General features: G+C 62.7%; 16 protein-coding genes and 1 pseudogene. 10 read left to right on the top strand and 7 right to left on the bottom strand.

Annotated features, from left to right (window positions below):
• Positions 1–135: 135 nt before the first annotated feature.
• Complete coding sequence (locus HFK18_RS16615) at positions 136–1,575, top strand: porin (protein WP_180167076.1); 1,440 nt, start codon at positions 136–138, stop codon at positions 1,573–1,575.
• A gap of 24 nt (positions 1,576–1,599) precedes the next feature.
• Here the strand turns inward: HFK18_RS16615 and HFK18_RS16610 are convergent, their stop codons facing one another.
• Complete coding sequence (locus tag HFK18_RS16610) at positions 1,600–2,847, bottom strand: arsenic transporter (RefSeq protein WP_180167075.1); 1,248 nt, start codon at positions 2,845–2,847, stop codon at positions 1,600–1,602.
• Between the two features lie 382 nt (positions 2,848–3,229).
• A complete protein-coding gene (locus tag HFK18_RS21935; RefSeq protein ID WP_257216275.1) occupies positions 3,230–3,430 on the bottom strand; it encodes a hypothetical protein in 201 nt (66 codons plus the stop codon).
• 281 nt (positions 3,431–3,711) lie between these two features.
• Between HFK18_RS21935 and HFK18_RS16600 the strand changes: the two genes are divergently transcribed.
• The 4 genes from HFK18_RS16600 (at position 3,712) to HFK18_RS16585 (ending at position 15,313) form a co-directional block, all read left to right on the top strand.
• Positions 3,712–5,874 carry a type I secretion system permease/ATPase gene (locus HFK18_RS16600; protein WP_180167074.1) on the top strand — a complete coding sequence of 721 codons (2,163 nt, stop codon included), beginning with the start codon at positions 3,712–3,714 and terminating at the stop codon, positions 5,872–5,874.
• Entirely contained in the window at positions 5,871–7,292 is a 1,422-nt protein-coding gene (locus HFK18_RS16595; protein ID WP_180167073.1) for an HlyD family type I secretion periplasmic adaptor subunit, read from the top strand. Before HFK18_RS16600 ends, HFK18_RS16595 begins: the two co-directional genes overlap by 4 nt.
• A gap of 77 nt (positions 7,293–7,369) precedes the next feature.
• The gene (locus HFK18_RS16590; protein WP_180167072.1) at positions 7,370–7,894 is read left to right on the top strand and encodes a transporter; all 525 of its coding nucleotides are present in this window, start codon (positions 7,370–7,372) and stop codon (positions 7,892–7,894) included.
• 153 nt (positions 7,895–8,047) lie between these two features.
• Positions 8,048–15,313, top strand: a complete 7,266-nt coding sequence (locus HFK18_RS16585) for a calcium-binding protein (protein WP_343202970.1) — start codon at positions 8,048–8,050, stop codon at positions 15,311–15,313.
• A 90-nt stretch (positions 15,314–15,403) separates the two neighbouring features.
• Here HFK18_RS16585 and HFK18_RS21930 read toward each other — a convergent pair whose 3' ends face one another.
• Positions 15,404–15,889, bottom strand: coding sequence for a hypothetical protein (locus tag HFK18_RS21930; RefSeq protein WP_257216274.1), 486 nt, complete (start codon positions 15,887–15,889; stop codon positions 15,404–15,406).
• A gap of 30 nt (positions 15,890–15,919) precedes the next feature.
• Complete coding sequence (locus HFK18_RS16575; protein ID WP_180167071.1) at positions 15,920–16,276, bottom strand: hypothetical protein; 357 nt, start codon at positions 16,274–16,276, stop codon at positions 15,920–15,922.
• A 576-nt stretch (positions 16,277–16,852) separates the two neighbouring features.
• Between HFK18_RS16575 and HFK18_RS16570 the strand changes: the two genes are divergently transcribed.
• Positions 16,853–17,563: a hypothetical protein gene (locus HFK18_RS16570; RefSeq protein ID WP_180167070.1), complete on the top strand. Its 711-nt coding sequence runs from the start codon at positions 16,853–16,855 to the stop codon at positions 17,561–17,563.
• 243 nt (positions 17,564–17,806) lie between these two features.
• Here the strand turns inward: HFK18_RS16570 and HFK18_RS16565 are convergent, their stop codons facing one another.
• Entirely contained in the window at positions 17,807–18,370 is a 564-nt protein-coding gene (locus HFK18_RS16565; RefSeq protein WP_180167069.1) for a hypothetical protein, read from the bottom strand.
• Between the two features lie 567 nt (positions 18,371–18,937).
• Here HFK18_RS16565 and HFK18_RS21925 point away from each other — a divergent pair.
• From HFK18_RS21925 to HFK18_RS16545, 3 genes and pseudogenes are all read left to right on the top strand, one after another.
• Positions 18,938–19,279 carry a hypothetical protein gene (locus HFK18_RS21925; RefSeq protein ID WP_257216273.1) on the top strand — a complete coding sequence of 114 codons (342 nt, stop codon included), beginning with the start codon at positions 18,938–18,940 and terminating at the stop codon, positions 19,277–19,279.
• Positions 19,279–19,910, top strand: a pseudogene (locus tag HFK18_RS16550) (TraX family protein). Before HFK18_RS21925 ends, HFK18_RS16550 begins: the two are co-directional and overlap by 1 nt.
• Positions 19,911–19,973: 63 nt before the next feature.
• Positions 19,974–20,768 carry a hypothetical protein gene (locus HFK18_RS16545; RefSeq protein WP_180167066.1) on the top strand — a complete coding sequence of 265 codons (795 nt, stop codon included), beginning with the start codon at positions 19,974–19,976 and terminating at the stop codon, positions 20,766–20,768.
• Between the two features lie 41 nt (positions 20,769–20,809).
• Here HFK18_RS16545 and HFK18_RS16540 read toward each other — a convergent pair whose 3' ends face one another.
• Entirely contained in the window at positions 20,810–21,178 is a 369-nt protein-coding gene (locus HFK18_RS16540) for a DUF3653 domain-containing protein (RefSeq protein ID WP_343202979.1), read from the bottom strand.
• A 444-nt stretch (positions 21,179–21,622) separates the two neighbouring features.
• On the bottom strand, positions 21,623–21,904 hold the full coding sequence (locus HFK18_RS16535) for a hypothetical protein (RefSeq protein ID WP_180167064.1): 282 nt from the start codon (positions 21,902–21,904) through the stop codon (positions 21,623–21,625).
• Between the two features lie 191 nt (positions 21,905–22,095).
• Here HFK18_RS16535 and HFK18_RS16530 point away from each other — a divergent pair, with 191 nt between their 5' ends.
• The gene (locus tag HFK18_RS16530) at positions 22,096–23,232 is read left to right on the top strand and encodes a site-specific integrase (RefSeq protein ID WP_180167063.1); all 1,137 of its coding nucleotides are present in this window, start codon (positions 22,096–22,098) and stop codon (positions 23,230–23,232) included.
• Positions 23,233–23,355: the final 123 nt, after the last annotated feature.

Here is a 23,355-nt window from a genome sequence, read left to right as displayed (position 1 = left end):
GCGCGGCCGCCTGAGCCCGCTTGCCGCGCCGCCGGGCTGGATCCGGCGGCGCGCGCCTCCTTCCCCGATCTTCCCCCGCACCACCGCAACAGGCCAGCGCCAGGCCAGGGGGCCGGCTGGCCGGAGAGAGAGACCATGAACCATTCCACCGTGCTGCCGCCGGCAGCGCTGTCGGTCGCGCTTGGCCTGCTGTTGGCCAGTGGCCACGCCGGCGCCCAGTCCACGTCATCACCGCCTGCGCCACTGAGCCAGGCCCAGCTCTCGCAACTGGTGCAGCAGCAGGCCGTGCAGATCCAGCAGCTGGAGGCGCGCCTGCGCGCTGTCGAGGCCGGGCAGGGCACTGCAGTCCCACCACCGGCAACGGCAACGCCCGCGGCTGCGCTGGAAACCCGGGTGGCCGCGCTGGAATCGGGCCAGTCCAAACAGCCCAAGGTGTCCTGGTCGAAGGGCGCGCCGGAGTTCAGCAGCGCCGACGGCAACGTCACCTTCCGGCCGCGCGGGCGCCTGTTTGTTGATGCCTCCAGCACCGACGGCTCCGCGGTGAACGACCGCAATCTGTCCGGCACCGAAATCCGTTCGGTGCGCCTGGGTGCCGAAGGCCGTTACGGCATCCTCGGCTGGGCCGTGGAGGGCGATTTCGCCGACAACGACGTGGCCTGGAAATCGGTCTATGCCACCGTCGATCACCGCCTGTTCGGCCTGCCTGCCGACCTCACCGTCGGCAACCGCCTGAACGATCGCGGCATCGACGGCTCCAGCGGCACCTCCAACACACCCTTCCAGGACCGCAACGTGGTGGGCACCTTGATGCTGCCGCAGCGCGGGCTGTTCGGTGTCGGCCTTACCGAGCGCGTGTACGGCAAGGGCTGGCACGCCAGCCTTTCGGTGGCGGGCAATGACCTCAACAACGCCGGCACCGACAACGACAGCCAGACCTGGGCCACGCGCGTGCACTGGAACCCCATCGAGAGCTCCACCGCGACGGTGCATCTGGGCGCATGGGCCTTCCACGAGGAGATCGCCGCCGGCGCCAGCAGCGTGGTGCGCAGCTCGGCCATCGCCGGGCACTTCAACGATCTGGTCAAGATCACCCCGGGCACGCTGCTGGGCGCCGAGCGCAGCACCGGCTATGGCGCAGAGCTGGCGGGCTTCTTCGGCCCGGCCTGGGCGACCGGCGAATGGGGCACCCGCAACCTGCGTGGCGCCGATGCCAGCGGTCGCTACGACCTCGATCACCAGGCCTGGGCCGTCTCGGCCGGTTGGTTCCTGGCCGGCGCCACGCCGGCCTATTCGGGCAAGGCCGGCACCTGGGGCCGGGTGAAGGTGGCCGACCCGGTCACGCGCGGCGGCAGGGGCGCGTGGGAGCTGAAGGCACGCTATGAAGACGTGGATTACGCCGAACTGCCCAGCGGCGGTACCGGCCATGCGTGGACGCTGGGCACGAACTGGTACCTCAACGATTTCAGCCGCGTGATGTTCGAGGCCATCCGCTGGCAGACGAACAACCGCAGCGGCACCGGGCCAGGGAAGGACGAAGGCACCACCTTCAACACCCGCCTGCAGGTGGCGTTCTAGGCAAGCATGGCGCCCGCGCCCTGATCAGAGCAGCAGCAACGCTCCGATCAGCGCGGGCGGCATCACCAGCGCGCCGACCCGCAGGAAGTCGAGCGCGCTGACATGCTCGCCTTCGCGGCGCAGCGCCACCAGCCACAGCATGGTGGCCAGCGAGCCGGTCACCGACAGGTTCGGGCCCAGGTCCACGCCGATCAGCAATGCCGCGCGCGTCTGCGCCGGTAGCTCGGCCATCTGCCCCAGCGAGCCCGCCGCCAGACCCACCGGCAGATTGTTGGCCACGTTGCTGAGCAGTGCGGCCGAGGCGCCAGCCAGCCAGCCCGCCTGGTGCGGCGAGGTCTGCGCCAGCGCCTGCAGGTTGCTGGCCGCCGTCTGGATGACACCGGTCTGCGACACCGCTTCAACCAGCACGAACAGGCCGGCCACCAGCGGCAGCACGCCCCACGACACGTGGCGCAACAGCGGCAGCGGGCTGTGGCGCTGGCGGATCGCCACCACCGCGACGCTTAGCGCGCCTGCACAGAAGGTGGCCAGGCCCAGCGGGCCGTTCATTGCCGAGGTCACCAGCAGCACGGTGCCGGTGAACAACACGCCCAACGCACTCAGCCGGCCACCCTCGGTAAGCGGGCGATGCTCGGGCGACGCTGCCAACGGCTGTGCGATCTCGCGGCGATGCACCCAGCGCAGCACCAGATAAGTGGCACCAATCGCTGCCAGCGAAGGCAGCGCGAATTGTGCCAGCCACTGCAGCAGCGAGGGCATGTGGCTGCCATACACCACCAGGTTGGCCGGGTTGGAAATGGGCAGCACGAAGCTGGCCGCGTTGGCGATGAACGCACAAACAAACAGATAGGGCAGGGGATTGGCGCGGGCCGCCTTGCAGGCCGCATAGACGGCGGGCGTCAGCACCACCGCCGTGGCGTCGTTGGACAGGAACACCGTCACTACCGTGCCGACCAGGAACACCAGATCGAACAAGCGCCGGCCCGAGCCGCCGGCATGCCGCACCGCATACAGCGCCAGCCAGTCGAACAGACCCTCGCGCCGTGCCAGCTCGGCCAGCACCATCATGCCGATCAGGAACAGGTAGACATCGCGCCCTTCGGCGACCGCATGCCAGGTCGTGCCGAGCGACACCGCCCCGAGCAGCGGAAGCAGTGCGGCCGCGCCCAGCGCCCACACGTATTCCGGAATACGGAACGGCCGGAACAGCAGGCCGACGGTGGCAACGGCCACGGCCGCCCAGATGATGAAGGGAGAATAGGGAGCGAGCATGGAGTAAGTGGGGGTCTCAGCTGCACCGGCGCGTAGTCAACAGCAACGCGCGCGCTGCATCGCGGCAAGTGCGAGAAAGTCGGCATCATACCCTGCCAGCTGCACACCAGTTCGGCAGGTGCTCCCGGCCGGTGGCCGGTTGCGGAGTTATGCAAGTGGCGCCGTGATGATCGCGTCGCGCGCGGCTGCCCTGCAGATGCGAAACCCTGCTGCGACAGCACCACTCATCACGCTTCCGGCTTCCTCGGCGGCAGGCAGTCATCACGCTGGTGCCAGGGCGGAAGCTCCAGCGCGTGACGTTCGAGTCATGGCCTGGATGCCCGCGTGCGCCCGGTCCCTTTCCGCGTGCTCGCATTGGTCCAGAATCTCCGCAGCCAGTTTTTCAAAGTGCGGCCAGAACTGAGCCGGATGCCGCACCTGTGCCAACCAGTGCACCAGCATGTGACGGCCAGGAATCGGGCAGGCACGGTGCAAGCGACGGGCAATCGCCCATCGGATCATTGAGCCAAGGCGTCAAGCGGAATTCGCGTGCATTCTCGAACCACGTGTAGCCCGGTGCACTTTCGCTGACGACCGTGCCCAAGCGGGGCGTTCACGATTACGTTGGCTCATGGCGCCGGCGTCGGCGCGCCTTCGCGCACAACCACGACGTATTCGGGTCGTCCTTGCTGAAACTGCCGGTGCCAATGTCGAACTGGCCGGCACCGCGGCAGGGAAGGAAAGGCCACTGGTCGTCCCTCTCGTCGTCGTGCTCGGCGCCCAGGAGGCAAGCCGTATCGAGCCCCGCCTCCACTTGACAGGGCTATTCACTGGCTCCAAGCTCCGCGCGGGGTTGCGCACAATGGAAGCTGCGCAGGGGATGTTATGCCACAGGGAGACGCGGCACCTTCGGTGCCGGGGGAAGTGCATGTGCAGGGTCAGCAGGATCTTGCGCTGCGCGGTTTGGTACTGCTTGCTCAATTCCACGGTATTGCGGCTGACGCAAGTCAGCTGGCGCACGACGCTGGGCTGGGCAATACCCCCACGGACGAGACAACATTGGTATTGGCGGCCCGCAAGCTGGGCTTCAAGGCGCGGATGGTGTCGACGCCACCTGCGCGCCTCGCGCTGGCCAACCTGCCTGCACTGGCGCTCGGTGAGGATGGTGATGCGTTCATCATCGCCCGCATCAATGGCGATCAGGTGCTGATCCACGACTTGGCCCAGAAGCGCCCGCAGAGTATCGACATGGCGACGCTCCAGCAACGCTATCGTGGGCGATTGCTGCAGGTGGCGTCGCGGGCTTCGGTTCTCGGCGAACTGGCCCGGTTTGATTTCAGCTGGTTCATCCCAGCGGTGGTCAAGTATCGGAAGATGCTGCTGGAGGTCTTCGCGGTTTCGTTCTTCATCCAGTTGTTCGCACTGGTCACACCCCTGTTCTATCAGGTGGTGATGGACAAGGTGCTGGTGCATCGAGGCCTGACTACACTGGATGTGATTGCCATCGGCCTGGTGTCCATCGCCGTCTTCGACATCGTGCTCGGTGGACTGCGTACCTACGTATTCGCCCACACCACCAGCAAGATCGACGTAGAGCTCGGCGCCCGCCTCTTCCGGCATGTGCTGGCATTGCCGCTGGCGTATTTCGAATCCCGCCGCGTGGGCGACACCATCGCACGCGTGCGCGAGCTGGAAAACATCCGGAACTTCCTGACCGGACAGGCATTGACCTCGGTACTGGACCTGCTTTTCACCGTGGTCTTCCTGGCAGTGATGTTCCACTACAGTGGCTGGCTGACTCTGATCGTCGTGATCTCGTTACCGCTGTATGCGCTCATTTCGGCGGGCATCACACCGGTACTGCGCAAACGGCTGGATGAGAAGTTCGCACGAGGCGCTGACAACCAGTCCTTCCTGGTCGAAACGATCAGCGGTATCGGCACAGTGAAGGCCAATGCAGTCGATCCACGCGTCACGCGCACTTGGGACAACCAGCTCGCCGGGTACGTGAATGCCGGCTTTGGAGTCACCAAGATCGCCACCGTCGGCCAGCAGAGCGTGCAGTTGGTGCAGAAGCTGGTCAGCGTGGCCATCCTGTTCTGGGGCGCGAAGCTGGTGATCGATGGCAAGCTGTCACTGGGGCAACTGATCGCCTTCAATATGCTGTCCGGGCAGGTGGCCGCCCCAATCATCCGCCTTGCGCAGCTGTGGCAGGACTTCCAGCAGGTGGGCATCTCGGTCCAGCGACTGGGTGACATCCTCAATACCCGCACCGAGCTCCCAGGCAGCCGGATGGCATTGCCTCCCATCCGTGGTGATGTCACTTTCGAGCAGGTTGGATTCCGCTACCGCCCAGATACCCCCGAGATCCTTGCAGGCATCGACCTGCATATTCCCGCCGGGCAGGTGATCGGCATCGTTGGGCGCTCAGGATCCGGCAAGAGTACGTTGACCAAGCTGGTCCAGCGCCTGTACACGCCTGAGCGAGGGCGGGTCCTGGTGGACGGGCACGATCTGGCCCTGGCCGATCCAGCCTGGTTGCGGAGGCAGCTGGGCGTCGTGCTGCAGGAGAACTTCCTGTTCAACCGCAGCGTGCGCGAGAACATCGCACTGAGCGATCCAGGCATGCCGCTCGAGCGAGTGATCAAGGCGGCAACCCTGGCCGGCGCCCACGAGTTCATTTCGGCGCTGCCTGAAGGGTACGACACCAAAGTAGGTGAGCAAGGCGCAGGCCTTTCAGGCGGCCAGCGACAGCGCGTGGCGATTGCCCGTGCACTGATCACCGACCCACGCATTCTGATCCTGGACGAGGCCACCAGTGCACTGGATTACGAGTCGGAGCACGCGGTGATGTCCAACATGCGCGAGATCTGCAGGGGTCGTACCGTCATCATCATCGCGCACCGCCTGTCCACTGTGCGCAGGGCCAACCGGATCGTGGTCGTGGATCGCGGCCGCATCGTCGAGAGCGGAACGCACGATGAGCTGCTGACGCAGTCAGGCGGGCACTACGCTCAGCTGCATCGCCTGCAACAGGGTGCGGCATGAAGCACATCCGTGACGGAGTGCGTGTCTTCGCAGCGCGCTACCTGGCAGTGTTCCGTGGCGCTTGGCGTGTCCGGCACGATATGGATCCGCCTTCGCGCGAGGCCGAGGAGCGCGCCTTCCTGCCCGCGCACCTGGAACTGATTGAAACACCTGCGTCGCCCACCGCGCGGTGGACCATGCGCATCATCATCGCGTTGTTCTGCGTGGCGCTGCTCTGGGCTACCCTCGGCAAGCTCGATATCGTCGCAGTGGCGCCCGGCAGGACCGTCGTGGACTCGCGGACCAAGGTGGTGCAGCCCGCGGAAACCGGCGTGGTGCGGCGGATCCTGGTACGTGACGGCCAGACGGTGAAAGCAGGGCAGGTGCTGATCGAGCTCGATGCCACTGCCACTGCGGCCGACGTTGCCAAAGCGGACGATGCATTGCTGAACGCGCGCATGTCCGCTCTGCGCCTGCGCGCCCTCACCGAGGCTCTGGAGGACGGCGCGGCTCCCGTGTTCCGTGTCGACAACGACCTCCCTGCCGACCGTGTGCAGGCCGAGCAGGCGCTGGCGCGCAGCCAGTACGAGGCACTGCAGGCCAAGCGCCACAATCTGCAGGCATTGATCGCACAGCGGCGCGCGGAACTGGAAACCACCCAGGCCTCGGTGAAACCGTTGGAGGAGTCTGCACGCATCTCTCGGCTGCGCGCAGACGACTACCGCAGCTTGTTGCAAGGCAACTACGTGGGTCGCCACGACTATCTGCTGCGCGAGCAGGAACGCATCGCAGGCGAGCGTGACCTTGCCGCACAGCGCAATCGCGTGCAGGAGATCCGGTCGGCCCAGCGGGCAGCTGAAGAAGAGTTGAGGGTGTTGGTGGCCGACTTTCGGCAACAAGCCCTGGACGGGCTGCGCGCGGCACAGGAACAGATCGGGCAGATGACTCCGGAAGTATCGCGGACGGAACAGCGCGACCGCCAGATGACCCTGCGCGCCCCGGTCGATGGCACCGTGCAGCAACTGGTCGTGCACACGGTGGGCGGCGTAGTTACTCCGGCGCAACCGCTGTTGGCTGTGGTCCCCAGCGAGGAAGCGCTGGAGGTCGAAGCCACCATTCTCAACAAGGACATCGGCTTTGTGCGCACCGGCCAGGCGGTGACCGTGAAAGTGGAGAGCTTCCCGTACACCCGCTACGGCTACCTCACAGGGAAGGTGGTGAGTGTCTCCCACGATGCGATGCAGGACGAGAATCTGGGCCTGATCTTCCCGGTTCGGGTGAAACTGGACAAGGCCACCCTGCAGATCGACGGTGTCAGCGTGCGCATGACGGCGGGCATGAGCCTGAGTGCCGAGATCAAGACCGGGAAACGGCGGGTCATCGATTACCTGCTGAGTCCGCTGCAGCAGCATACAGGCGAGGCGATGCGCGAGCGCTAGCACCCCGTCCAGCCGCCCCTTGGCGACCTGGATACGCTTCTGGATCCCTCATGACACATTCTTTCAGGAAGGCTCTCATGTCTGGCATGAACGATGGGCAGCAGCAACGTAACGCACAATGGGGCGGGGTCTCGCGCCTGTTCTGGCCCGCGATGGCAATGAGTGCGGTGCTGGTAGCGGGCGCCGATGTGCTGCATCGCACGGGGGCCTACCCGCAGGCCCTGTTCGATCGCAGCAGCGCCGATGTTAGAACATGGCTATACGTCGCATTGATGTATCTGGTCGCCATCCCGGTGCTGTTCTTCCGGATGAGACGACTGCTCGTAGGCTATCCCGTGCCATGGAATCCCCCTGCCAAGCGTTGGCTGCTGGGTGCCTTCTCCCTGATTCTCTGCAGCGGGCTGATGCTGCTGCCGGTGATTGTGCTGACCATTGGAAACAGCGCTGCAGGACGTGGCAAAGGCTTGTATCAGCTGTTCACCGGCAGCTTCTTCGGCACGTTCCTGGTGGGCGGCGTGCTCGCATACGGTGCGGCCATGGCAGCGTGGTTGTTGTTGGTCGGGACCCCCAAGCTCCTCTTTCCCCGTCCTCCAGCGCGATAAACGCGGGAAGGTAGTCGTCTAAATACGCTCCCGTATTCGGACGCGCCGCCTGTACGAAACAGAATCTCAGTACTGCCCCCGCCTCGCGCGGGGACATCGCACGAGTGTGTGTCATCCCTTCTATCTGGCCTGATTCAACAAGGAGTGTGAACCGTGGCAACTTCCGTAATTACGCTTGAAGAAATTCAGCAGAATGCTGGCGATCTCGCAGGGCACCTGAACAATTTCATCGGTGGCTTCTACGATGCATACAACAAAGGCTATGACTTGGCCGTTGCGCAGGGGCGATCGCCGTTCGACGCTCAGATCGAGGGGCTGGAAAAGGGAATCCGAGCCAACGCGCACTATGCAGATCTCAATGCGCAGCGCTACGCCAACAATCCAGACCTCAGCTTCTCCCAGACCTACCAGAACCTGGCCAATCACTACAACGCGATGGCTGACAGCCTGGTAACCCAGAGCATCCATACCCAGGATCAGCTTAGCGGCTTCTTGGGGAACATGAAGACCCAGGCACTGAGTGACCTGGGCACATTCGGCAACAGTGCCGCCGGCAGAGCCCTCGGAGAGTATCTGGGGCCGGCGTTCGACGCGTACCAGATTGGCCAAGCAGCGCTGAACCAGGACTGGAATGGCCTGGGCAAGGCAGGTACCAGCCTGTTGCTGGCAGAGGCCTTCGGGTATGGCGCGATGGCCCTGCTGGGTGCCTTCGGTCTCACAGTCGGCCTTCCGGTGACCATCGCCATCGGTCTGGCTGCCGTCCTCGGCGGCTACCTGGGTGGCATGCTGTGGGACGAAGTGAACGGACCACTGCAGGACAAGCTCGGTGAACTGGGCGATGCGATCCGGGGCGACGACTACCGCATCGAGCGCTACGATCCCATCGCCTTGGACCTGGATGGAGACGGCGTTGTATCGACAATCGTTGATGGCGATCTGTCCGGTCCACTTTTCGACTATGACGGCGACGGCATTCGCACGGCAACCGGTTGGGTCGGCGCACGCGATGGCCTACTGGTGCGCGATATCGACGGCTCTGGCGCGGTCGAGAATGGTAGTGAACTGTTCGGCGACCGTACCCGCCTTCGCAATGGTCGCCTCGCTCTCAACGGGATGGAGGCGCTCGCCGATCTTGATTCCAATGGCGATGGATCCATCGACGCAGCCGACGCGGCTTTCAGCTCGCTGAAGATCTGGCAGGATGGCAACGGCAATGGCATCAGTGAATCGAGCGAACTGAAGACGTTGACGGAACTTGGAATCACTCGCCTTTCCACGAATTTCGTCGGTAATGGGGCTGCCAGTGACGACGTGCCCGGCGGCAACCTGATGGGCACCAGCAGCTACACTCGCGTGGATGCAAACGGGGTGGAATCGACCCGGCTGATGCAGGATTTCAACTTTGACGCCGACACCATCCACAGCCGTTATGTGGACCGTATTGTGATTCCCGAGGCGCTGGCGGGACTCGCGAATCTGCAGGGCATGGGCATGCTGAGGGACCTGCGCGAGGCGGCCTCGCTGTCGCCCGCTCTGCTCCAGGCGATCCAGGCATTCTCTGCAGCGACCACGCGCAGTACTCAGCGTGAACTGTTGGGGGAAGTGCTCTACCAGTGGGCGCGGACGAACCCCAGGTTCAGCGACGAGAGCATCGTCCTCCACATGAGTGGCGGCCGATATGACGAAAGCTCGGAGAACGTCATCCGGCTTCGACCCGGCGAGCAGGTGTTTCTGGGTGAACCCGGCACCATGGACGAAGCCTATACGCGCAAGGTACGTGTCGTCGAAGCCATCCTTGGAATGGAACCCGTCGGCGCCGTGTTCTGGGGCACAGAGAACCTCAACAACTATGGGCGGGTCTACGATGCCTTCTTCGAGGGCAGCTACGCACAACTTGCGCTGCAGACCCGTCTGCAGGCCTACATCAACAAGGTAACGCTGACCATCGATACCGTCACTGGAAAGACGGACGTGGACTTTGCGCCCGTCGACACGGTGCTGTTGTCCCGCTATTCCGCCGATCGCACCAACGCGGCCATCGATCTGGTAGAGCTGGCCAGGGCATTGCCGCGGCAGGTATCAGGTGCGGTTACCTGGACTCAGGGCGAGACGCTGCTGCGTGCGTGGATGGCCGAGAATGCTCAAGACTCAGTCTTCATCCAGTCGCTGGAACAGGTCGGACTGCGTCGTGGCATTGGCGGGACCGGCGATGACACGATTCTTGGCGAGGATACGCCGGATGTATCCGAATTCATCTCTGCAGGCGCTGGCGACGACGTGGTGTTCGGGGGCCAGGGCCGCAACATCGTGCGCGGGGAGGCAGGTGATGACGTCCTGTATGGCGGCGCGCAGCAGGATCAGCTCGACGGTGGCGCGGGCGCCGATACGCTGCACGGCGGAGCTGGCGACGACTCGCTTGACGGCGGTGACGGCCGCGACAGGCTCTTCGGTGGCGCAGGCGCTGATTCGCTGAGCGGCGGTGCCGGCGATGACCGCATCGATGGCGGTGCAGGTGATGATTATCTGGATGGCGGCGCCGGCAATGATCTCTACGTGTTCGGCCGCGGGTCCGGCCATGACCGCATCTACAACCACGATGCGTCCCAAGGGCGCCTCGACGTGCTCGAAATGGCCAGCGGCGTGCTCCCTTCAGACCTGAAGGTATGGCGCAGCGGCGACTACCTGTGCATCCAGATCAGCGGTACGGATGATCGGATCGACATCCAGAACTACTTCCGTGATGACGGCAACAGTGCCTACCGCGTGGACCTGATCCGCTTTGCTGATGGCACGCATTGGACTATTGCGGACGTCAAGCAGCTTGTGCTGATACCAACGCCGGGGGTAGACGACCGTTATGGTTACGAAAGTGACGATGTGATCCAGGGCGGCGACGGCAACGAGTGGCTCAGCGGCCGCGGTGGCAATGACAGTCTGGCAGGCGGAGGCGGCGCCGACCGGCTGAATGGCGATGATGGCGATGACACGCTCGACGGCGGCACAGGCAATGATCATCTGTCCGGGGGGGACGGCGCTGACCTGATCCTGGGGAGCGAGGGTGACGACTATCTCGACGGTGGTAATGGCAACGATCGGCTGGACGGTGGTGCGGGCAATGACACTCTCCAGGGAGGTGCCGGCAATGATCGGTACATCTTCGCCACTGGTTTCGGGCGGGATGTGATCAACAACTACGATGCAGCGGCCGATCGCCTGGATACTATCGAGTTCCTGCTCGGCATCGATCCTGCTGACGTGCGTGCCACGCGGGTGGGCAACGATCTGGTCCTGCAGCTTGCCAACGGTGCGGACGTGCTGACGGTGCAGAACTATTTCGGAGAAGACGCTGCAGGCCCCTCCCGGATCGACGAGATCCGCTTCGCCAATGGTGCCTCGTGGTCAGTGGCCATGATCAAGTCGATGGTCCAGGCTGCCACGGCCGGCGACGATGTTCTGCGGGGCTATGAGGGCGACGATGTCCTGGTCGGCCTGCAGGGAAATGACGAAATCTCCGGTGGCACGGGTGCGGATGAGCTCTCCGGAGGCGAAGGGGATGACCTGCTGCAGGGTGAGGCAGGGGACGACGTGATCCGTGGCGATGATGGAAACGACACGCTCAGTGGCGGCGAAGGCGCGGACCAGATCTTCGGCGGCAGTGGCATGGACGCGTTGTATGGCGGAGCCGGGGCCGACATCCTGGAAGGCGGGGACGACCGCGACTGGATGGCAGGTGACCAGGGAGACGACCTGCTTCTCGGCGGCGGTGGTGACGATGAACTATTGGGTGGTTCCGGCAACGACGTGCTGGCCGGCGGTATCGGAAACGACGTACTGGAAGGCGGCGAGGGCGACGACGAGTACCGGTTCTCCACCGGCGATGGTCGCGACCGGATCGTAGACGACGCGGGCGTATCGACGCTGCGGCTTTTGGGTGTCTCCGCGGGCAACGTGGTCATGCGGCGGGATGGTTCAACCCTGGTTCTCAGGATCGATCAGAACGGGGTGGATGAGATTCGTGTCGAGGGCATCTTCGATCCGGTCAGTGGACTCGCAACGCGTGGCCTGCGCCTGATCGTCGGCAACGCGGCTCCCAGTTGGATGGATGCATCCGCTCTCGACCAGCAGGTACTGCAGGCCACCGCCCACGACGATGTGATCGTCGGCAGCGCATTGGGCAATACCATCCAGGGCGCCGACGGTAATGATCAGCTCCTCGGCGAAGGCGGAGACGATCTTCTTGAGGGGGGCAATGGTGACGACCGGCTTCTTGGCGGAGAAGGAAACGACACGCTGCGCGGCGGCGCTGGCGCAGACCTCCTCGATGGTGGGGCCGGTGCTGACCGGGCGGAAGGCGGCCAAGGTGATGATATCTACGGCGTGGATGATGCTGGCGACTCCGTGATCGAAGGCGCCGGAGAAGGAAGGGACATCGTGCACGCCTCGGTCAACCACGCGTTGTCGGCCAACGTGGAAGATCTCCTGCTTACTGGAAACTCGAACATCGACGGCACCGGCAACGAACTTGCCAACATCCTGACCGGCAACGAGGGTGCCAACCGGCTGGATGGCGGCGCCGGCGATGACCAACTGTTCGGCGGCCAAGGAAACGACCGCCTGCTGGGTGACAGCGGCAACGACGTGCTTGATGGCCAGTCCGGGGACGATCACATGGAGGGCGGTGCCGGTGATGACATCTACTACGTGGACAGTCAGCTGGACAGCATCGTCGAACTCGCAGGCGAGGGGCTCGATGTCGTGCATGCCACCAGTGACTACGCTCTGTCGAGCAACATCGAGCGGTTGGTGCTGGTGGAAGGGAGCAACGCCATCACCGCCATTGGCAGCGTTGATGACAACGAACTGATGGGCAACAGCAACAGCAATCGCCTGGACGGCGGGGCAGGCGCTGATCGCATGCTTGGTGGCCTGGGGGACGACACCTACGTCGTCGACCAGGCGGGCGATGTCGTAGTCGAGCTCGCAGACGAAGGCCATGACACGGTGGAATCCAGCATCGATTATGTGCTCGGCGATACCCTGGAAGATCTGGTGCTGACCGGCACCGGCAACATCAATGGCACCGGCAACGGCAGCAACAACCAGCTGACAGGCAATGCAGGCAACAACCGCCTCGACGGTGGCGCCGGTGGCGACCGGATGCAGGGTGGCGAAGGAGACGACTACTACATCAACGACAGCAGCAGCGACTGGATCGTCGAGCATGTCGGGGAGGGTGTCGATACCATCGAGAGGCGCTATGAAACGAACCTGGTGCTTGCCGATGAGGTCGAGAATCTGATTCTGGCCGTCGGCATCCAGACCGGCAATGGCAACGGGCTGGACAACGTGATCACCGGCAATGCCGGCGCCAACACCCTGGGCGGCTGGGATGGCGACGATCTTCTGTACGGCCTGGATGGCAATGATTCGCTGTTTGGTGGCAGCGGCAGCGACACTCTGTACGGAGGCATCGGCAACGACTACCACGATGGCGGCGAAGGTATCGACCGCATGGAAGGCGGCGCCGGCGATGATGTCTATATTGTCGATGACAGTGCCGACGTGGTGATCGAGGCCGTCGGTGCCGGCAAGGACCAGGTCCAGTCGAGCGCCTCGTACGCGCTGTCGGACAATATCGAAAATCTGTTCCTTAACGGTGCTGGTGCCATCAATGGCAGTGGCAACGCGCTCGACAACTACCTTGCCGGCAATGCGGAATCCAACATCATCCACGGGCTGGGGGGGAACGATACGATCGTCGGCGGAGGCGGCAACGACACGCTGGTCGGCGGTAGCGGCGATGACAAGTACGTCTTCGACACCGGCAGCGGCACCGATACGGTGGACAACACCGGGGGAGGCTTTGACGGTGTGTTCTTCACCGGCGGCATCAGCCGCGAGCGGATTTCGTTCAGCCGCGACGGCAACGACCTGCTGATCACCCTGGACAACGCCGCCACGCCGTCCGTCCGCGTCACAAACCACTTCCTCGGCGGCGACGCCGCGATCGACTATGTGCAACCGGACGGCGGTTCGTACCTGACCACCGCGCAGATCAACCAGATTGTCGCCGGTGGCGGCACCGGCGGGCAGTTCGACCAGGTCATCCAGGGAACGGCCGCCGGCGAACAGCTGGCGGGCAGCTCGGGCAAGGATCTCATCGAGGGCCTGGCCGGCGCCGACACACTGTTCGGCATGGGCGGCAATGACACCCTGCGCGGCGGCGACGGAAACGACTACCTGTCCGGCGGCAATGGCAGCGGCAGCGGCTCAGGCGACGATCGCCTCGAAGGCGGGCTGGGCAATGACACATTGCGCGGTGAGGATGGCAGCAACGTACTCATCGGCGGCGCAGGTGATGATCAGTACGTCTATGGCGGCGGCATCGATGTCATAGACAACACGGGCGGCGGTACGGACTGGCTGATCTTCCAGAACGACATCTCGCTCTCCAAGCTTGCCTTCGCCCGTGACGGCGACAACCTGGTGATCACCGTCAACGGCAATGCCAACCAGAAGGTAACCGTCACCAATCACTTCCTCGGTGGCGACATGGCACTGGACTACCTGCAACCTGTCGGCGGCAATGCGTTGAATACGGCCGCCATCAACGCCCTGGTGCCAGGTGCCGGCGGCGGCAACCCGGGTGGCGGCAACGATGGCGACTACCCGTCCCAGATTGCTGGCACTGCCGCGGGCGAGCAGCTGGTGGGCACCAATGGCCGCGACCGTATCCAGGGGCTGGGCGGCGACGACACCCTGTTCGGCATGGGTGGGGATGACAAGCTCGAGGGAGGCGATGGCAACGACTACCTGTCCGGGGGCAATGGCAGCTTCAGTGGTTCAGGCAACGACATCCTGATCGGTGGTGCGGGCGACGACCAGCTGGTGGGCGAAGACGGCAACGACCTGTTGTTCGGTGGTACAGGCAACGACACCTACTTCTACCGTGCAGGTGGCGGTGTGGACACCGTGGATAACACCGGCGGCGGTACCGACTGGCTGTACTTCGACGGCATCGCACGCAGCCGCTTGAGCTACTACCGTGATGGCGATGATCTGCTCGTGCGGGTTGACGGCGATTCTGCTCAGCAGATGCGGGTGCTGAAGCATTTCCAGGGCGGGCAGTATGCCATCGCGTTCGTGCAGCCTGGGGATGGAGGCAACGCCATCTCGGCATCGGCGATCGCCGGCCAGCTCAAGCCGCTGCCAGCAGCAACCTCACTTGCTTCGGCCCGCACAGTAGATGCGTCGACGAGTGCCGAAGTGCGGCAGCTGATCGAGGCCATCGGCGGGTTTGCCGGAGATGCCAGCACCGGCTGGAGTGAGGCGCAGGGCAAGGTGTCGGAGCCATTGCTGGGTCATGCGGCTTACGATCAAGGGCATGCCATGAGCGCCGCGGCGCGCATCAGCGCGTAAGGAAACGGCTGCCGAGGCGCCCGCGAAGGCGCCTCGGCACATGGTCATCGACGATTAGACCCAAGTCCTTCGGCACCGGCTCGACAGCTCTTACCTGTCGCAGCGCTCATCCTCAGGCACGCCGCCAGCGGCCATCAGCAGCAATCGATCCTGCACTGTTGGCTCCTGCACACCCTCGAGGACCTGATCCAGATAGCTCAATGGCTGCAGTGGCCACGCCAGCGTGGCCTGCAGAAAGAAGATGGCAGGCGCCCGCCGCCCGGCCCCAAGTGGCAGGCTGATCAATAGAAGGGGCTCCTGCCTCTCCACGTACAGGACGGGCACACCCCTGCACTGGATCTGGAAGGAAGACGCTGCGTTCGGCCCGTCTGTCAGCTCGAAACCGTCCCGTGCCCGCGCCTCTGCGAAGCGGAGTGCGTGACGGCGCAGCGTCCAGAACGCCTCATCGGATACGCCCCGGTACGCGAGGATCTCTGGTTCTTCAGGCTCTGGCCAATGAATCCGTGCTGCAACGACCAGTGCCAGAAAAAGCACCCACATCACCCCGTGGTGCACCTTCACCAGCGGAGTGCGCACAACCAGCGTGCACTTTACCAAGGCAGTCCTTCAGCCTTCCGGTTGCAGCCGCTCGCTTGCATGGGCTGCGAGCCCCATGCCGGCCATGATCAGCCCTTCCATCACCCGGTCGCCAACGTACTGGTCCGGCTCGCCGTTCTGGCGGGTGCGTTCTGCGGCCAGCAGCACTTCCAGCACCACGCGAAGGCCTGTCAGTGAGCAATCGGTATCCGCCAGGGCCATCTGCCGGCCACGTAGCTGATGGCGCTCTGGCCAGGGCTGGCCGTTGGCGGCAACGCCCGAGCCGATGCTGTGCAGCAGCGCGATGAGGGTGTTGGGGTCCACGGCGGGCCCGGGGGAGGGCGCCTCATGGATGGGCTGTGGGGCAGGGGAGTAGGGCGTGGTCATGGCTGGGCTCCTTGCGTGCAGGCAGAAGCCGCCACCGATAAAGGTGGCGGACGATGCGTGGTTCGAAACCCGGTCTACGCTGGAACCGGCAGGCACAAGGCCTCCACGCACCGCCCGCCATAGCCGGCCGACGGATTGCCAGCCGGCACCACCTGATGGGTGATGCCGGCTGGCAAGCGTTTACTTCAGCGTAGAACCGGGGTTTCGAAGCCCGGCCACCTGTTCAAGGTGGCATAGCAAGGAATACGCCCGGTTGTGCGCGATGCCAATACAGTAAGGGCAATGCCGTCACCGTTTTCGACGTTTTCAGAATCGTTGCATAGCAGGGAAGGGCGCTAGAGGCTTGGCCTGCAAGGGCTGTCGACGGTCCCGATTGGCCCGCATATTCTGTGCCGGTACCGACATGCTCTGGCAGCGAGTAGGGCAGACGCGACAAATGGATGGACGGGTCGAACCCTCAATGCCCCTCAGGTCAGCCTTGGTCTGCTGCAATCAGATTGCACCGTGTGGCTGACGCCGCGCTCCACGCCATGGCACTATCCGGGATGCGTCGGGGGCGCTTGAAAGGGGGAGTACATGGAAAGTACGCAAAAAAGACTAACGATGGCCGATGTGGCTGGCTGGGGTTCGGCTGTCGTCACGTTTGGCTTGATTCAAGGCGCGCTCTATCTGAAGGCGTACTGGGGACACTTTGGCCTTGATCCCTTTCAGTTTGTCGCCGTGAGCGAGCTGGCACTGGCTGGCCTGGCAGGCATCGGCATGGTGCTGTTTCTCATGCTGGTGGCCTTGCTGTTTAGCGGCTGGGTCGATCTAAAGCTGACGAGCGGGGCATCCAAAAGCAAGCGGTTCGCCTGGCTCGGTCCAACGATCTTCTTCACTGGGCTAGGGGCGTTGCTTTGGTGGTCGAACGCGTGGCCTGTGCTGATAGGGCTTTTTCTGACGATCATATGTGCGCTGGCCGTACATCTCTCGCCAGTGATACCGACCACCGTGAAAGATTCCCCTTGGCTGATCTATGTCTTGGTGATGTTGGTGTACGTCTCGATTTCTTCGAGCTGGCTTGGTTTCGAGCGCGCCAGGACGATTTCCTCTGGTGGCGGCAAGTATGTGACAACGGTGACTGTTGGTGGAAAGGTGCAGGGCGGCCTGAACCTGATTGGTCGACTTGGTGACAGCTATGCGCTGTGGGACCCGGCTCGGAAGGCTGCAGTGCTTGTGCCGGTTGGCGATGTTGGGGGGTTGGAGATTGTGCGAAAGGGTGTGATGCCAACTTCGGCTGGCCAGTAGGGCTGGGTTTCGGCAAGCATCAGAGCGCGGGCTGAGGCGCTCTTTCTTCGGGGAGCGGCGATAAGGGATGTTTATCGAGGGTAGGGGGGAGGTCCGCTCCTCGCTAGAAGGTGCCGTCGTACCCGCATTAGTTCCGTCTTATTCCATTCCCACTTAATTTCCCGCGCCAGGTCACGGATTGAGATGAACGACGCGAAAGGCCTGCCGCTGCAACATCACTGGCGACTTGGCCGAGCCGGAGTCCTATCTTCTACATCTCATCCGCTCAATCTCACTCAGGACTTGCTTGTCTAATGAGCCGAAGTCGCCCGGAATTTCCTTCTCTGTGAAGAAGGAGTAAGTGACGCCAAAGTCGTCGCCATGGAGCACACGATTGCAGGAAACACTGCCCAACGTGTCGCAGGATGCCATTAGCTCATCGTCATCCATGGGTTCTGTTGCGCCACGTGCACTCGAGCGCCATACGAAAATGTGGCTCTTGTCGCCGCCGTCGGGAACGGCAAGCAATCCTTTCTCCAGCATCTTCGCGTCTTGCCAGCCTTCAATAGCGCTCGTACGCAGATGGGATCCTTGGGGGAGGTCGCCAAACCTTCTTCCAGGAAAGTACGATTTGGCTACCACCGCTACCGAGATCAAATTATTGGGGCCGATACAAGCCTCGCTATGGCTGGAGTAACAGCCATGCAGGGTAAAGCCGCCGGTCACAGGATCCTCATGACCCCGCCGGGAAGGCGTCGCATCTAGATCGCCAGGAACGCAAAAGTCGGTCTTCGCACCATCGACACGATATGAAGTGGTCGAATCCACACACCCGGACCCAAGAGCTGCCACGACACACACAAAAAATCTAGTTGCTGCAACTCGGTTGCGAGTAATAGTCATATACGTCTCGCGTCTCGGCGGCTACGGACGGCGAGCGCCCGATCTGGTGGGCCTATGGGAACCCATGGCGGCAAAATTCCCCTTCATGCTGCGACTGTGCATGGTGTTGCTGTGTTGGTACAACGGAAACGGTTGGGCGCTGCTGGCGATACCTGTCGTCATGGTGGCGGAGTTGGACTGGCGGATCAAGCGGGCAGGTAGGTTCTTTTACCTGTACTGCATCGGCCATCTTGCCTTGCTCGCATGCACCGTGTGCACGCCCAGCTATCGGGGCAGGTGGATGCAGCAAATCCAGCGAGATTGGCGCCGCAGGGGGCGGAGAACGGAGCGGGAGCGACGGTCGCAGCCGCGTCGCAAGCCACACCCCCGGCGGCCTCCCGTTCGAACGACTGCGTGGCGTGGATGCGCCCACGGGTTCAGGGCCAGCCGTGGACCGCGCCTGCCTATGACGGTCTTGCGGCGCCTAACAATCAGCCGCCACGTGTGTACTGCATGGCGTCCGGCGATGGTCTGGACGCGATGGGCGAGCATCAGATTGGCCGGTGTGGTTGCAAGACCGAGCAGGGCACCAGCTACGTCATGGATCAGGAGCAATGCAGGCTGGTTGCGCGTGAGGGGCAGTACGAGCCGTTCCTCGACACGAATAAGGCTGACGCTCGCCGCATGAACGACCTTCAACAGTCGGCGCACTACCAGCAGGAGGCGCGATACGAGCGCGAAGCCGTGAGCGGCTCAACGATCAGTAAGCAGGTGAGGGCGCTCGGCTCTTTCCCGGAATCGCCCGTCTATACCAGCAGCACCAGCGTTACACCGCCCACGACAAGGGATATGTGATGACCAGCAGCGCACGCGAAATCCTCAAATGGCTGGCCGTGATCCTTATGATCGGCGATCACGTTGCCAAGATGGTCTGCGGCGGCTACGTGCCTGGACTCATCGAAGCGGGGCGGGTGGCGTTCCCGCTGTTCGCGCCGGTCATGGCCTACAACCTCGCCCAGCCCGGCGCCGACATGGTGAAGTCTGTGCGCAGGTTGGCCGTGTGGGGCGCTATCGCCCAGCCGGTGCACGCATTGGCGTTCGGGTACTGGTTGCCGCTCAACATCCTGCTGGCGTTCGCGCTGTGTGCGGCTGCCGTCTATGCGGTAAGCCAGCGCCGATGGTTTGTCCTGGCATTCGCCGCGGGGTTCTTCCGGCATTCGTGGATTACCACTGGGTGGGCGTGGCGTTCGTGCTGCTTGCGTGGTTCGGGTTCTGCACGGACCGACCGCTGCTGGTGCTGGCCGGGTTCGTTCCGCTATGCCTGTTCAATGGCAACCTGTGGGCCTTGATGGCGCTTCCGGTGGTCTTGGCGCTGTACGGGGTTCGCTGGCCACTACCTCGTGGCCGGTGGGCGTTCTACGGCTACTACGTACTGCACCTGGTCTGCATTTCGGCCGGAGGATCGCTTGGCATATGGCAAACCTAGAACGAAGCCAGTTAAGCTCCTAGCAGCGAGATTAGTCGGATCTGAACTGCCAAGGGGGGCGCAATGTTTGACGACATAGTTAAGGGGATCAGGGAGTACGTATCTGACAGATTCATGAGCCCTTTAGGGGCTTCGCTCACGGTGTCATGGTGCCTCTGGAACTACAAGGCACTGCTGATAGTGCTGTCAGGTGAATCCGCGATTCGAAAAATACACTTGCTACACTTGATCTACCAAGACAACGCCTACTCCGCAGTCCATCTGGCGGCTGGCCCCTTGGCAACGGCAGCGTTCTACATTCTTGCCTTCCCGTATCCGTCCAATTGGGTCTATAGCTATTCGCTAAGACGCAGCAAGGAGGCGCTTGATCTGAAGCGTGAGATTGACGACCAGACCGTCCTTACGCATGAGGAGTCGCGCGCTCTTCGAAAGCAGTTCGAAGAAATGGACCTGGAGCACACGTCTGCGACGCTAAGGCTCAATAGTCGCATCGACGCACTGAAGGAGCAGCTTAAGCAAGCCGTCGATGAAAGAGACGGTGCTCTCAAACAGTTGAACGACGTGCGCGTCACGGTCGCTGATCCGGTAACTGACGAGGAGCATGACGGAGTTCAAGAGATTGTTCTAAGCAAGCTTCAGTGGCGCGTGATAGACGCACTTGGTCGTCGCGGCAATCAGGTTCCGATCTCAACATTGGCGAGCCTTCTTGAATTGGGTGAGGCGGCGGTTTGGGTTTTGCTCGGAGACCTGGAGGAGATGGACCTCGTCAACCGCGAATATCATGACTATGAAACTGACATTCCAGACCATGCCGGGTTGACAGACGACGGGCTTAGGCTGTTTATGAGCAACCTCTAATCATCCGCGGGGCGTAGGGGCGGCGCCCCTACGGAAGCGCCTCACACGCGCTGGCGAGGCCTCGGCCCACGGCTCATGTAGACCACGTTGGATGGCTCGGCGTCGGGACCGGATACGCCTGCGCCCAACCGCCGTTCTCGGCGAATTCTGAGCGCTTCGGCAAGGCAGATGACGCTGGATTTCTTTGTGGCAGAAGCCTGTCGTGGCCGTGCCGATCGGGCGGCCACCTCGGTCCGTTCCTCAGCCATCATCAACCGCCATTCCCGTGCAATGTTGCAGGTCAGGGACCACCAGGTCATGTCGCAAGGCTCCAGCTGATGACCTTCGGGGGTAAACATGTGGCCGCCCTGAAAGCCGAAACCGGCCCAAGGGCCGGTTAGATCTGTACGGTCATGCGGATCGATCTCGATCATGCTGCAAGCTCATCCTTGGCGGGTGGCCGCGAAGGATGACAGGAGCCAAGCCAGAGCCGCAGCCATTGCCAAGCGGAGCTAACGAACCCGTAGATCCGGGCAATCCAGCATTTCGCATAATGTATATTATGTTCTAAGCCGGCCGACCTGGCTGCCACTTGCTCTTGCCCAGACTCGCCAGCCTGTTGAGCGCTGTGAACTTGGTGCAGCTTATGCGGCAACTTGTAGCAATTGATGCGCTGAGCTACGTGCACTCCCAATGACTCGCTGTGATCTTGGTGCATCGCCAATAGTGAGTCGCGAATCTGCCGCGTCTGCTTGAACTCTGGGGCAGCTTCGGGGTCCTCTGCTGCAGATTTGGCGAGCAGAGCGGCGCATTCCGTTACAGCGACCCAGATGGTGTGACGCCTAGGAAGACGCCACCGGAAAGCCTTTGTGAGGTCACAGTCGTTGGTTGATCCAATCCCAGGTGGCCTTGTTCAACCAGCCTTGGTGGCTGCCGGTGGTTATGCGCGCTACGAAAAGTCTGTCGTTCTTATCGAGCGGATGCTTAAGATCATCTGTTAGCGCGTCGGGTGTTAGGTTCGATGAAATCCAGCGAACCGACTCCAGTCCGGGATCTGCAACGTTTTGATATTGGTTGACTTGCTTGAGAAACGCTGTGCGCTTTGCGTCGTAGTTGGCTTCGCGATTCAAGTTCCAGGTGACGACATAGACAGCCATTTCGATCCCTCGAGTCTGACACCTAGTATGTCCGCGCGATCATAATAAGTGTGATGCATGTCACGCAATGGATGATTGAGTGATTTGTGTGGAAGGCCGTTGAACGAGTCCCCTACCCTATGTGCCAATGGTTCCGATAAGATATATTTATCGGAACCAAAGCTATTTTTTGACACTATTTTCAATCACTTATGAGCGACCTTCTGCCAGCGCTGACGACGTCCCTGCCCGCTGATCCAACTGTGGCACAGCTCTCGCAGTCCTCGGCGGACGCGGTGCGCGAAGTCTTCGCCGAAGCGGCCTCGGCCAACACCACGCGCAGTTACGCCACCGCCTTGCGCTACTGGGCAGCCTGGTACCAAGGCCGCTACGGCGTGGTCATCGCCATGCCGGTGGACGCGTCTTGTGTGATCCAGTTCATCATCGATCATCTGGCCCGGCGCTCAGGCGATGCCCTGGCCTGGGAGCTGCCACCGGCATTGGATGTGCTTCTGGTGGAAGGCAAATTCAAGCAGCGTCCAGGACCGCTCAAGCTGTCGACCATCGTCCACCGCGTTGCGGTGCTCTCCAGCGCCCATCAACTGCTCAAGCTGGCCAATCCCTGTGAAAGCAGCGAGGTGCGGCAACTGTTGGCCAAGGGCCGTCGCGCCGCACATAAGCGCGGCGAGCGGCCGAGCAAGAAGACAGCGATCACTGCGACCGAATTGATGGCGATGATTGCGACCTGTGGCGAGGATCTCGTTGGGAAACGGGATCGTGCCCTGCTCTACTTCGCTTTCGCCAGTGGTGGGCGCCGTCGGAGCGAAACGGCCCATGCCTCCTTGAGCAAGCTTGCACCGATCGACGGCGGTTACCTCTACCACCTGGATGTCGGCAAAACGCTGCAGGACGGGGTCAAAGCCGGTGGCTCGCCGGACAAGCCCTTGTTGGGTCCACCGGCCGAAGCGCTTCGCGCCTGGATCGAAGCGGCAGGACTGCAGGAGGGCGCCCTCTTCCGCCAGCTGACGCGCGGGAAAGTTGGGGCCGGCTTGTCACCCAAGTCGGTAGCCACCATCATCCAGAATCGCGCATGCGCTGCCGGGTTGGTAGGAAACTTTGGCGGCCACAGCTTACGATCGGGTTTCGTAACGGAAGGCGCCAGACAAGGGATTGCCCTGCCCGCCATTATGGCAATGACCGATCACCGATCGGTGGTCAGTGTCATCGGCTACTATCAAGCCGGCGCGGCCGAAACCAATCCGGCGGCGCGAATGTTGGAAGGCGCAGTAAGGCCAACTACAGACCGCGCCTTGGGACTAGATGGGAGTGCGATGGCCGCTGAATCCTAGAAAACCTAAAAACAGCTCTCATATGGCCTGCAGTTTGGCTACTCGACGGAGCTCTTCTGCCGCATCCTCGTCGGAATGGCGCGTCTCATCATAGAGGATGTAGATCGCTCCTACTGCGCTGAA

This window comes from Stenotrophomonas sp. SbOxS2 (assembly GCF_013416715.1).
In the GTDB taxonomy this organism is placed as follows: domain Bacteria; phylum Pseudomonadota; class Gammaproteobacteria; order Xanthomonadales; family Xanthomonadaceae; genus Stenotrophomonas; species Stenotrophomonas lactitubi.
The sequence above is the reverse complement of the archived record's forward strand: the minus strand, read 5'-3'. Positions and strand labels throughout refer to the sequence as shown.